A 12,271-nucleotide genomic window follows, 5' to 3' on the forward strand; every position below is an offset into this window, starting at 1 on the left:
TTATGAATGCTCAAATAGGTAAAGACAAGAAACAAGCGGATGTCCTGATTGACCGATTGCAACGATAAACAGGAATGAATGGTATTTGGATGATATTCAATTCCGACTATTTGCGCGGGTCGCCGAACCAGTTGTTGTAGATCAGGGCGAAGTTGCGGTTGCCATAACTGGAACACGAATCGCCTTCGTTGAACCCGGCCTTGAGCGAGGCGGTGTTGGGCTGGTAAGGCGTGTAGACGTAGAGCAAGGCCGTGGCCTGGTTGCGGATATAGACTTGGGTGCCGCCGCAGCTTTTGTTCGGATGATATTGCACGTAATTGAGCGTGTTGACGTGGTAGCCGTATTTGTCTTCGTGGGTCTGATAGTACTTGAACCGTTTTGCCGATCCGTAGACCTGGTTGAAGAACCCGGCGTATTGCGGGTCGCAGTCGGCATCATCCGGGCAGCTCAGGCCCATGGCCGCTTTGTACTGAAAATCAGTGGGGTTGGCCGAGCCGATGAGGTGTTGTTCCTTTTGCATTACGGTGAGCAGGACTTTTTCGCTGATGCCGCAGGCTTGCGAGGACTTGTAGATGATGGCGCTTGCAGACTCGGCTTTGGCGCCTTTGTAGGCTTTGCACTGTGCGTTGGCGGACACGTCTTGGGTGTCGAAGGTTTTGAGAGGCAGGCAATTGGCCGAGGTGCAGTTCGGGCCGTGCTTGATGATGAAGGCCTGCACCTCCGCCTGACTCATGGCATCGGCGTTGAAGAATTGCGCGTCGGAGATGATGTTGCCGGGGTCGAAATCGTATTTCTGCACCATCTCTTCCTGCCGTTTTTGTGCGTTGGTGACCTCAATATGCCACTGGACCATGCGAATCAGCCCCATTATCAGGGCCATCACGCAAATCACCGCGACGATGCCGCCAAGTACCGCCCCCACCTTGGCAGGCACGCCGGCCTTGCGCCACTTGCGTTTGCAGGTCGCGACAAACTTGGTGAGGAAGTGGGAACGGTTGCGAGACTTGGAAGAAGAAGATGCCACGTTAGCCATGCTATCGTCTGCCCCTTAAAAGTTTACCGGCAGAAAAGTCGTGGTTACGGGAATCGCTATTCAACAATTCCGATTTGTCGGGTGGCAGTCGTCGAAATCGGGCAAAGTCAATCAAAACAGGTCAGGTCAGGTCAAGCAAGTCAAGTTGAATAAACCAATTGCAAAACAAACGGATTTCCGTCGGCTGCCGCGTGCGGCGAGATCCACCAGTTGATGAAACAGCGGTGTGGCAAACGGAGGGTATGTCGATTAAGACAGTATTTTTCTTATGCGCTTGAGGCTGGCGGGGGGTTTCGTGCCCAGTTCCTGCGCCCACAGGGAAACGTAGAATTCCTCGAGCTTCGAACGGTCTTGTTCCACCTGCTTGCCGAATGCCTCGCGGCGCTGAAAACGAAACTTATCCAAAAGGGGAATGTTATCTCCTTTGGTATGCTATAAACATATAATTTGTTTATAGCATACCAAAGGAGGGCAAATGCGACTGCTTCATGTTGCTCTGACAGGTGTTAAGCCTTTTAAAAATAAAACTTTGGATTTGGATTTTTTTGCCGAAAAACCCGTTAAACCTTATGGTCCTAAGTCTGGTGTTATCCGTCTCGGACCTAAAAATAGCGCTGTCTATTCCCAGAATGTTGTATGTTTCACGGGGGTCAATGCCACAGGAAAGACGACTGCGTTGCAGGCGCTGTTTTTTGTGCTTGATGCTCTGACGGGCACCACTAGTTTGGGTGTGTTGTCTTCGTGCGATGATTCGTTGATGCTACGGGCCATTTTTGAAGCTCAGGATAAGTTTTATCTTCTTGAGTCCGAATTGCAGCGTTCCGTTAATGCCGGGGAAAATGCTGATGGGTCAGACGACGGTGCTTTCGAATTTGTCAGGGAGTCCTTATATCAGTTCCATGGACAGCGTTTCCCGACCAAAGCCCAGCTTAAGGATTTTTTGCTTTTCAAAGGCAAGGCGATTCTTGTTAAACAGCGTGAAACGGGTGGACAGAACGGGGGCAAGCAATCGGATCGGCACACGTACCTGACTGCGGAAGCGATGAGCTATCTTTCGCCTTTTTCGAGCATTGCATTACCTTTTGCGACCCAGAGAAACGGCGCGCAAATGGGGGCAGCTCAAAGAGGGGAAAGACAACTTAATGCTTATATGTCTTATTCTCCAAATCCATTTATGAGAATCAGTTCGATAGCGGGACCGATTTTGCATGTCTTCGACGACAGTGTGGAATATTTTCAAGTCGACGAGGAAAGAAAGACGCATATTCGGTTCGTCAATGAAGAGAGTGAACATGTCTTGGGACAAAACGCTGTTCAAGGCTTGCTTTCGTCGGGTACGCAACGTGGCTCCAGAATGATTTCGATGGCTATACGTGTGCTGAAAACGGGTGGTTATTTTCTCATCGATGAGATTGAAAACAGCATGAACAAGGAACTCGTGCGGGTCATCATCAATCTTTTCGTAGCTCGGAAAACAAACCCGTACGGAGCCACACTGGTATTTACGACGCATTATCCAGAATTGCTCGATTTGGTTAATCGGACTGATAACATCTACATCTTCCGTCGGTCTCAGGACCGCGATGATCAGGTGGAAACCGTCAAATATTCTTCGAAGGTCAAGCGCGGTGAGCTGAAACGCAGCGAGGTCTTCATTTCGAACTATATCGGTGGTACGGCACCTAAGGCAGCTAATCTCAAGGCGGTGCGAGATTATGTTGCTCAACAAGTGAGGGGTGACAGCAATGCCGAACAAGATAAATAAACTACAAAGAATTATCGGTAACGGCTTGGTGTTGTTCTCTTGTGAAGGAGTGGCCGAAGGTGTCATCGTCACCAAGCTAATCGAGCACGATCTGACGTTTCTCGATCGAGCGCAGATTGTACAAGATGACAGTGCAGATGAAGATGAAACTGACGTTCACTGGTTTACCAACGAACGCCATGAAAGACGGATAGAAGACGCTTTCCTCAATGAGGACTATGGAAACGACGTATTTGTGCTGAGTGTCAAAGATCAACAGAAGCATGGCCTGAAATTCAGAGAGACATACACCACGCGTTTACATCCTGTTCATGCAATCAACATCATCACTCATCCTGAAATCGAGATGCTTGTGCTCTACCGGGAAGGCCAAGATCAGCAGTTTCGCAAGTGGTATGAAAGAAACAAGCGCAGCCTTGGCAAAAATGCCAAGCCAAGCAAATTTTGCACCACAGAACTCCGCATGGCGGATGTAAAGGAATATAGTTTCCTTAAACCTTATTGGGACGACGAAACGGAACTGGTTGGCGCGCTGAATGCTTACCGGCAACACACCGTGAATGAGCCCGGAGATTTCATGCTGGCCGATTTGCTGAAATGACGGCTGTCTCGTGTAAGCAGATTCTTGTGTAAGTCCTTTTAGCTGTTCTTGTTGTCTTGTTATTAAAAGTGGTCTTCCGTATTCCGAGAAGTGGGGAGAGATTTTTCGATTTTCTTTCTATCTCGTCCAGCGGCTCACCCCACCAGCTTGCGGATGCGCTTGAGGCTGGCGGGGGACTTCGTGCCCAGTTCCTGCGCCCACAGGGAAACGTAGAATTCCTCGAGCATCCAGCGGGCCTGTTCCACCTGCTTGCCGAATGCTTCGCGGTGTGGGCCGGCGGGTTCGGCCTTGAGCTTTTCCTGGGCTCTGGTGATCAGATTCTTGGCCTCGTCGGCCTCCCAGGCCCAGCGGACGTCGCGGTTCTTGTCGGCTTTGGCTTTTTCCAGACGCATCAGGTCGGCGTGCAGATAGCGTTCGATGTTGGGCAGCGCCTGCGGCGGGGTCTTGCCGATAAAGCCCGGATAGACGAGGGTTGCGATATGCTCGCGCACGGATTGTAATACAGCAAGCATGGTCAGATCGGCCTTGCCGCCCACCGCCGAGTCGACCGCAGCGTAGCGTTTGAGGATGGCGATGACATCGTGGGCCACGGCGTAGACCGTGTCCTCGAAGGTTTCGGACACCCCGCTGACGGCCTCGGCCAGTGCGGTGTCGTCGGCAAGCTTGTCGATATGGGGGAGCAGGCGCTTGACCGCCGCCAGCTCAAGGTCGTCGACCAGAAGTTTCGTGGACTTGTAGGGTGCGCTTGCCAGCATGAGCGCCTCACTGCCGAGCCAACGAGACGAAATGCGGTCTTCGGGAAGTTTCAGCTTCTCGTATGCCGCCTGCCAAAGCATTTCGGCTCGCGAAACCGTGGTGGCGCCGGCTTTGTTCAGAAGGTTCGCCTGCGCGACCACCTTGCCTTGCGATTTGGCCTTGCTGGCCTGACGTTCCACGGTTTTGCGGGCGCTGGCTTGCGCCTGGCGGGCGAACTTGCGCTGGAGCTCGACCAGCGATTTGCCGGTTCCGAGCACCCGGTAACGTCGGGTTTTGCCGTGGCGTTGGGCGCGGAACGTCGCGTCGTCGATGATCGTTGGATTGCCGGCGGTATTGGCCTGTTCTTGCCTGTTTTTATTATGACTTTTGTTGCCGTGACGACTTTTCCCGGGTGCCGGTGGCAGCGGTTCCTCGACGCTGAACGTGACCCGAAGATACGGCGAAAGTTTGTCGAGCTGGTCGCTGTTGAAATCCTCAGGATGGATGGTGGCGTTAACGCTGGTGATGGCGGCGTAAGTGAAAGCGTGCGCGAAATCAGGCCAGCGTGCGGTGCCGGTCGCCTCGTCCACTGGCGGCAGGTTCGGCTTACCTTCTGAGCCGGAGCCAGGCAGGTCGGGGTAGCGCTCGTCAATGGCGGCACGGATGGTGCGGGCCGTGTCTGGTGCTGGGACAAACTGGACACGCAGCGACTTCGGCAGCGACTTGATATAGCCCAGAATAAGCTCGTCCAGAAGTCCCGGCACGTTCCATGTGAACTGCTCGGGAGTCAAACGGGACAAGGCCTTGATGGGGATATGTACCGTCACGCCGTCGGCCGGATCGCTGGGGTTGTAGATATAGCTCAGGCGCAGGTCGATGGGGGTGCCGTCGGTGCCAAGCGTGTGCCACTGGTCGGGATAATCGCGCAAATCCACGGATTCGTGCGATTGCAAACGTTCGACCTTGTCCGGGTCGAAGTCGAGCAGATGTGGCTGCGCTTCGTGGATGGATTTGACCCACTTGCCGAGGTCGGCCACGCTGGTGACATCAGCCGGAATGACGGCGTTGTAGAAGTCGAAGAGGTCCTCGTCGCTGACGGAATCGGAGATCTGGCGGGTGCGGTTGGTATCATCCACTGCGTCCTGCAAAATGTCGCGGTTGGCTTCGACAAAATCGTCGTAGGAGAAACGCTGCTGGATATCACCCTCGACCAAACCTTGACGAATCAGAAAATCGCGGGCCTCTGGAGGGTTGATACGACCCCATTGCACCGGCCGGTCCTGCACGATCGGCAGACCGTAGAGCAGCACTTTCGAGCTGGCGATGGCGCTGCCTCGCGAACCCGACCAATGCGGCTCGGCGTAGGTGACGCGGGTGAGGCTTCCTGCCAACGGTTCGGCCCACGCCGGGTCGATGACGGCGGAATAACGGGCCCACAAGCGCGAGGTTTCGGTCAGATCGGTCGACATCACCCACGGCGGGGTCGACTTGGCCACCGACGAGGCCGGGAAGAGTGCGAAACGGGTGCCGCGCGCGCCCTGATATTCGTTCTTGGACTGTTTGGCCGCCCGTTTCATGGCCCGCGCCTTCGCGGCACCCTTGAGTCCGGAGAAATCCGAGGCCTTGGGCTCGCGCACCACCTGCATGCCCATCATCGAAAGCAGGCCGGCGAGCATGGAGGAGTGGATGCCCTGCGAATCCCACGAACAGCAAAGGGAGTGTGCCGCCTGCTGGTTCAACGGCAGCATGAGAATTTCCGGAGCCGGACGCGAAATCGGGGTGGGCTTACCTACTTTGAAATGCATCTGCCGGCACATCTGCCGTAGCTGCGAGACCAAATCACGCCATTGGCGCAGGCGAATGAAACTGAAGTATTCGGACTTGCAAATCTTGCGCAGTTTGGCGTTGCCAGTGTGGTCCCCGTCACCGCCTTCGTCGGGGCCGAAGATGTGGTCCCACATGTTCAAGGCGGTCAGGAAATCGCTTGTTTCGTCGGCATAACGGTTGTGGACGCGGTCGGCTTCGGCGCGGATTGCATCGGGCCGTTCGCGCGGATCCTGCAAGCTGAGGAAGGCGACGATGACCAGCACCGCAGCGAGCGTGTTGGGTGTTGCCTTCTGCGCCGCCTCGAGAATCATGCGGCCCAGCCTGATGTCGATGGGAATGCGTGAAAGCTGACGGCCGGTGTGGGTCAGGCGAACCTCGCCGTGCTTACGGGCGATGGCCTTGAGCTCGGTCAGTTCGTTGAAACCGTCGGAAACGGAACGCGTATCTGGCGGGTCGATGAAGCCGAAATGGGTCACGTCGTCGGCCGTGCGTGCGACACCCACCGAAAGCATATGTAATACAACAGCGCCTAATGAGGTACGCAGGATTTCCGGTTCGGTGAAGCGCGGGCGGGATTCGTAATCGTCCTTGGAATAGAGACGGATGGCGATGCCGTCGGCGATACGCCCGCAACGGCCGCTTCGCTGGTCGGCGCTGGCCTGGCTGATGGCCTCGATCGGCAAACGCTGCACCTTGGCGGACTTGGAATAGCGTGAGATACGGGCCTCGCCGGGGTCGACCACGTAACGGATGCCGGGTACGGTCAGCGAGGTTTCGGCCACGTTGGTGGCGATGACGATGCGCTGGCGGGAATGATGTTCGAAGACGCGATGCTGCTCTTTGGACGAAAGGCGGGCGTAAAGCGGTACGATTTCCAGTGCGTCCGGGCGGCGCATGTCGTTGGCTCGTGGGCCGAAGTGATGGCGGATGGCGTCTTCATATTCGTGGATGTCGCGCTCGCCGGAAGCAAAGACCAAAATGTCGCGCGGCCCGCGGTCGTGCGAAGAATGAATGACCAGTTCGGCGCAGGCGCGTGCCACAGCACGGGGCATATTCTCGCTGCCGGTATTACTGGAACCATTGCTTCCGTTGCTATCGCCAGCACCCGGAATCTCGCCGTTCTCGTCGGGCAGCGATCCGTCGGCAAATCCCGGCACATGCCGCATCAGCGCTGGCATGCCGCCCAGTGGTTCATAGACGATCTGCACGGGGTAGGTTCGTCCTGAGACTTCGATGACGGGCACTTTGGTATGCAGCGCGTCCTCGAAATGCTCCTTGAATTTCACCGAGTCGATGGTGGCCGAGGTGATGATGAGTTTCAGATCGCGGCGTTTTGGCAGCAACGCCGTCAGGTAGCCGAGCAGAAAGTCGATGTTGAGGCTGCGTTCGTGCGCTTCGTCGATGATAATGGTGTCGTAGCGCGAAAGGCTCGGATCGTGCTGGATCTGGGCCAAGAGAATGCCGTCGGTGACGATGCGCAGGCGGGTCTTGGGCGAGCTTTCGTCGGTGAATCGCACCTGATAGCCGATCTCATCGCCGAGCTTCACGCCCATTTCGTCGCAGATGCGTTCGGCCACGGTGCGTGCGGCCAAGCGGCGTGGCTGGGTGTGAACGATCTGATGACCGTGGGTGCCGCGGCCCATTTCCAAGAGCATTTTCGGTATCTGGGTGGTCTTGCCCGAGCCGGTCTGCCCGGAGACGATGACGACCTGCGAATCCCGCACGGCGCGCTGAATTTCGTCGTGCGCCGCACTGACCGGCAAATCAGAAGGATAATGGTATTTCATGCGTTCCTACGTACTTCGATAACACGGTAGCCTTTGGAGCTTGCATATTTTGTAACGGTGAAGTCGTCACCGAGCTCTGCTGACAGCCACTTGATCAACGAGTCGCTTCCAAGATTTTTCTGCACCACCAAATAGGCGTATCCGTTTGTGTTAAGTCGCGGAATCCAAGCCATCAGTAACGAATGCAGTTCGTCCTTGCCCACGCGAATCGGCGGGTTCGACCAAATGAGGTCAAAGGCCAAATCTGCTGGTATATCCGCGGCTTTCGCCGCATGAATACGTTCGCCAAGCCCGAGTTTTTCGGCATTCGTTTTGGTCAGTTCCAGCGCGCGCTCGTTGACATCCAGCGCCCAAATATCGGCCTTCGGCGACTCCAACCCAAGCGTCAACGCGATGGGCCCCCATCCGCAGCCAATGTCAAGGAACGTCCCGTTTTTCGGTGCTTGCGGTGCGTGCCGCAGCAACACGGAAGTGCCCAGATCCAGCCTATGCCCCGAAAACACCCCGTTGGAAACCTCGACGTCCACATCGTGCCCGCGCAGTGAAACGTGCAGATTCCGTCGCACATCCCGCGAGGCGGGTTCCGCCGAAAAATACTGTTCCGACGTCGGGTTTTGCGAAGTTGCTTTTCCTTGCTGTTTTCTTGGTGTTCCGCTCATTTGTCCTGCTATGTCCTGATTTGTTGTGGCCCCTAGCCATGCCTCGATAATAGATTCTCTATATTAGTTGTATACCGGAACAGTGAAACGCGTTCACCTCACCGAATATGCTTGGATACAGTTGGATTTTCGAAAATCGAAAGGTTGATTTATTGGCAGTAGACGACGGGCGTAAAGGCGTACAGAACGAGCACGACGAGCAGAACGAAGTGTTGGGACAGCAGTCCGACATCTTGCAGGAGAGCAGCGATGGCCGCGCTCCGGGGGCCGAGGAGTGGAGCGAGCGCGAGTCGCGCAACGAGCTCAAGCATGTCACCGGCCTGGGGGAGATGCAGGACGAGACCGACGTCGAATACCGCAAGGTGCGCCTTGAACGCGTTGTGTTGGTGGGGGTATGGTCGAACGTCGACACCACCATCGAGCAGGCTGAGGAATCCCTGCGTGAGCTGGCGGCGCTCGCACACACCGCCGGTGCCGTGGTCTGCGATGGTGTATTGCAGCATCGTCTGAAGCCTGACGCTGCCACCTACGTTGGCCGAGGCAAGGCCAAGGAGATTGCCGGCATCGTGGCGCTTTGCGAGGCTGATACCATCATCGTCGATGGCGATTTGGCTCCCAGCCAGCGCCGTGCGCTCGAGGACGCCACCAAGGTCAAGGTGGTCGACCGCACTGCCGTCATCCTCGACATCTTCGCTCAGCATGCCACCAGTCGTGAAGGCAAGGCGCAGGTGGAACTGGCACAGCTGGAATACATGCTTCCGAGGTTGCGTGGCTGGGGCGGCTCGCTTTCGCGTCAGGCCGGAGGTCAGGCCGCAGGCGTCAACGGCGGCATTGGCTCCCGTGGCCCCGGCGAGACACAGATCGAGATGGATCGCCGCGTCATCCGCACCCGCATCGCCCGCCTCAAAAAGCAGATCCGCGAGATGGCTCCGGCACGTGCCGTCAAGCGCGGCTCCCGCCATCGTTACGGGCTGCCTACGGTCGCCGTGGTCGGCTATACCAATGCCGGCAAGTCCTCGCTCGTCAATCGTCTGACCAACTCCGGCGAGCTGGTCGGCAATGCCCTCTTTGCCACCCTCGACACGGCGGTTCGCCGGGCCAAAGCCGCCGACGGACGCCTTTACGCCTACGTCGACACGGTCGGTTTCGTGCGCCGCCTGCCCACCCAGCTGGTCGAGGCGTTCAAATCCACCCTTGAGGAAATCGGCGAGGCTGATGTCATCCTGCATGTCGTCGACGCCTCCACCACCGATCCGTTCGCGCAGATCGAAGCCGTCAACGACGTCCTCGCCGGCATCGACGGCGCAACCGACATCCCGCATATCCTCGCCTTCAATAAGGCCGACCAGGTCGACCGGGGCACACGCGATCGTCTGCACAACATCCGCCCCGACGCGCTGATCGTCTCTGCGGCCGATCAAAGCGGTTTGGACGACTTGCGTAAATCCGTGGAAAAGGCGCTGCCCGTCCCGCAGGTCCACGTCGAAGCCCTGCTGCCATATACCGACGAGGCGGGTTCCCTGCTTTCCCGCGTCCGTGAATACGGAAAAGTCGAGAAAGAGGATTACCGAGCCGACGGCGTTTCGTTACAGGCTGACGTCGATTCCCGTTTGGCCGCGCAGGTGATGGATCAGGCTGTCGGTTAGGCGCTTCGCGTCTGTGCTGGGTTTGTCGATTCTGTCATCGCTTTTGTTGGCTTGGTGAATCAGGTATTTTCGTACGGGTAATGAGATTTTCGTAATGCATAAATCCTGCATCGGCCGCAACCCTGATGCAAATCAGGCTTAGTTGCATTGATGCCTTTCTTTCCGTGATATTGTGAAAATCACAACGATGTGAGCGCCGAAATCGCCGACGGATACCGGTTCGGTGCAAACCAAGCGAAGGAGCGCTATGGCTGGAAAATTCAAGATCGGCATATCCATGAAACGTGGGTTGCCGGAGATGTTGCTGACCGATGATATGTGGGCTCGGTTGCGCGCGATTGCGGACTTTACACAGCATCAGGAAGTGCTCGACTATGCAAACCCCGTTGAGATGGCGCGACTTCACGACATCGATTATCTCTGGTATGGCTGGGATGCGCCGGAAGTGACCCCCGAAGTGCTTGCCGCCATGCCGCATCTTAAGGGCATCGTCGCCTCGCAAGGCAGCGCCTACGTCAAATTCACCACCGAAGCGCTGCGTGTCGCCAAGCGCAGAGGCATCTTCGCCACCAACGTGCAGGCCGCCAACTCCCTGCCTGTGGCCGAATATTGCCTTGGGGTCACCCTGCTCGAAAGCAAGTATTACACTCTCTCACAACGGCAGTATGAGCGCGAGCGCAAACCGGTGGATCGGGAACAGAGTTTTCCCGATGCCGGTACTTACGGCAAGACGGTCGGCATTATCACCGCCACTTCGCAGATCGCACGCGACTTCATGACGCTGTTGAAGCCCTTCGATTTCAAGGTGATCGCGTGGAGCCGGCACCTGAGCGACGAAATGGCGGCGGCGTATGGGGCCACGAAGGTCAGCTTTGATGACGTATTCCGTTATTCCGACATCGTCTCGGTCCACACTCCCGGAATTGAGCAGGCCAAAGGCATGATCGGCGCGCGCGAACTGGGTCTGATGAAAGATGGAGCCCTGTTGATGAACTCGGCGCGCGGCATCGTCATCGATCCCGATGCGCTCGAGCGGGAGCTCGTTTCTGGGCGCATCCGTGCGGTGCTCGACGTCACCTACCCGACTGAGCCGTTGCCGCCCGATTCACCGTTGTGGAACCGCGACAATGTCATTATCACTCCGCATATCGCCGGTTCGATGGGTGTTGACCTGAACCGCATAGGGGAGTCTGTGGTCCGCGAGTTCGAGCACATCGCCGCGGGCGAGCCGCTTGATCATCCTGAAGAGAACCCGTTGGGCGATGCCAACCATCCTGATGCCACTGCTGCCGATATAACCGGCGGCGTGAAAGGCGGTACGCGATGACTTGGGAACTTGCGGCAAGCACGCTTGGCGCGCCTTATGATTCGATTGACGAACTCGCGCAGACCTTCCGCGCCACCGGGGTCACGACGATCGAAGTCTCCGTGGGCGAGGAGATGCGATTCCGCATGGATTCGACCGACGACGAGCTCAAGGCGATGCGTGACGAGTTGGTTGACAAGGCGGGGGTCGGGATCGTCTCGGTCGACTCGCGCGTGCAAATCTGCAATATGTCTCGTTCGCAGGAAGAACTGGTCGAAAGCCTTGAACACTGCCTGAAAATGGCGAGTGTGCTCGGCGCACGATTCGTGCGCGTCTTCCCGACCGCCCCGCTCGATGCCGGGAGTCTTGCAACCCCCGACCGCTTGCCAGGTCTCGCGTTGCCGGATGGGATGAATCTGGCCGGTGTGTCAAAACGTGGGGCCGAGATTGTGGCGAAGGTTTTGCCTCTGGCGGACCGGCTTGGCGTTCAGCCGCTGATCGAGACCCACGACAGCCACACCAACGGCGCTCGCAACGCGTTGATTCATTATTATCTTGACAAACTGGCTCCAGGCAACCGCGTCGGCTCGATCTGGGACATCGCGCACCCCTGGCGTGTGGGCGAGGATCCGCAGACGACGTTCGACTATATCAGGCAATATCTGGTTGGCGGGCGTGGCTTGGTGCAGATCAAGGACTGCGCCTATCCCGGCGACCAGACGCCGGTGCTGCAGGGCTCCGGGCGCGTGCCATTGGAACAATGCTGTCGCGTGCTGAAGGCAGGTGGCTACACCGGCCCTCTTTCCTTGGAGTGGGAGAGGCGCTGGTATCCAGATGTCCCACCGCTGCGCGAGGCGCTTGTCGCCGCACGTAAAGCCATAGAGGCGCTGCCGGCCGTGGCGCAATCGTGAG

The 12,271-nt window shown here is 57.1% G+C and carries 9 protein-coding genes; 5 read left to right on the forward strand and 4 right to left on the reverse strand.

The features are described from left to right. Positions 1 to 106: 106 nt before the first annotated feature. A complete protein-coding gene (locus tag PT275_RS00805; RefSeq protein WP_277153601.1) occupies positions 107 to 880 on the reverse strand; it encodes a hemagglutinin in 774 nt (257 codons plus the stop codon). 402 nt (positions 881 to 1,282) lie between these two features. Beyond that, positions 1,283 to 1,438, reverse strand: a complete 156-nt coding sequence (locus tag PT275_RS00810; protein ID WP_277151418.1) for a DUF3418 domain-containing protein — start codon at positions 1,436 to 1,438, stop codon at positions 1,283 to 1,285. 70 nt (positions 1,439 to 1,508) lie between these two features. Between PT275_RS00810 and PT275_RS00815 the strand changes: the two genes are divergently transcribed. Continuing rightward, entirely contained in the window at positions 1,509 to 2,798 is a 1,290-nt protein-coding gene (locus tag PT275_RS00815; RefSeq protein ID WP_277151420.1) for an ATP-binding protein, read from the forward strand. After that, positions 2,779 to 3,399, forward strand: a complete 621-nt coding sequence (locus PT275_RS00820; protein WP_277151423.1) for a hypothetical protein — start codon at positions 2,779 to 2,781, stop codon at positions 3,397 to 3,399. The genes PT275_RS00815 and PT275_RS00820 overlap by 20 nt, the downstream gene beginning before the upstream one ends. Positions 3,400 to 3,533: 134 nt before the next feature. Here the strand turns inward: PT275_RS00820 and PT275_RS00825 are convergent, their stop codons facing one another. Together PT275_RS00825 and PT275_RS00830 are read right to left on the reverse strand one after the other, a co-directional pair. Then, positions 3,534 to 7,748 (reverse strand): DUF3418 domain-containing protein, encoded by a 4,215-nt coding sequence (locus PT275_RS00825; RefSeq protein WP_277151425.1) that lies wholly within the window; start codon positions 7,746 to 7,748, stop codon positions 3,534 to 3,536. Continuing rightward, positions 7,745 to 8,407 (reverse strand): methyltransferase, encoded by a 663-nt coding sequence (locus PT275_RS00830; protein ID WP_277151427.1) that lies wholly within the window; start codon positions 8,405 to 8,407, stop codon positions 7,745 to 7,747. The genes PT275_RS00825 and PT275_RS00830 overlap by 4 nt, the downstream gene beginning before the upstream one ends. A 209-nt stretch (positions 8,408 to 8,616) precedes the next feature. Between PT275_RS00830 and hflX the strand changes: the two genes are divergently transcribed. From hflX to PT275_RS00845, 3 genes are all read left to right on the forward strand, one after another. Then, complete coding sequence (gene hflX, locus PT275_RS00835; protein ID WP_277153602.1) at positions 8,617 to 10,053, forward strand: GTPase HflX; 1,437 nt, start codon at positions 8,617 to 8,619, stop codon at positions 10,051 to 10,053. Between the two features lie 247 nt (positions 10,054 to 10,300). Then, positions 10,301 to 11,380, forward strand: a complete 1,080-nt coding sequence (locus PT275_RS00840; protein ID WP_277151429.1) for a hydroxyacid dehydrogenase — start codon at positions 10,301 to 10,303, stop codon at positions 11,378 to 11,380. After that, positions 11,377 to 12,270, forward strand: a complete 894-nt coding sequence (locus PT275_RS00845; protein ID WP_277151431.1) for a sugar phosphate isomerase/epimerase family protein — start codon at positions 11,377 to 11,379, stop codon at positions 12,268 to 12,270. The genes PT275_RS00840 and PT275_RS00845 overlap by 4 nt, the downstream gene beginning before the upstream one ends. Position 12,271 lies beyond the last annotated feature (1 nt).

The sequence above is a fragment of the Bifidobacterium sp. ESL0745 genome (genome assembly GCF_029433335.1).
Taxonomy (GTDB): Bacteria; Actinomycetota; Actinomycetes; order Actinomycetales; family Bifidobacteriaceae; genus Bifidobacterium.

Coding starts and splice junctions, on each gene's coding strand:
- PT275_RS00820 (WP_277151423.1), top strand. CDS start 2,779: ATGCCGAACAAGATAAATAAACTACAAAGAATTATCGGTAACGGCTTG.
- PT275_RS00825 (WP_277151425.1), bottom strand. CDS start 7,748: ATGAAATACCATTATCCTTCTGATTTGCCGGTCAGTGCGGCGCACGAC.
- PT275_RS00845 (WP_277151431.1), top strand. CDS start 11,377: ATGACTTGGGAACTTGCGGCAAGCACGCTTGGCGCGCCTTATGATTCG.
- PT275_RS00830 (WP_277151427.1), bottom strand. CDS start 8,407: ATGAGCGGAACACCAAGAAAACAGCAAGGAAAAGCAACTTCGCAAAAC.
- PT275_RS00815 (WP_277151420.1), top strand. CDS start 1,509: ATGCGACTGCTTCATGTTGCTCTGACAGGTGTTAAGCCTTTTAAAAAT.
- PT275_RS00840 (WP_277151429.1), top strand. CDS start 10,301: ATGGCTGGAAAATTCAAGATCGGCATATCCATGAAACGTGGGTTGCCG.
- PT275_RS00805 (WP_277153601.1), bottom strand. CDS start 880: ATGGCCCTGATAATGGGGCTGATTCGCATGGTCCAGTGGCATATTGAG.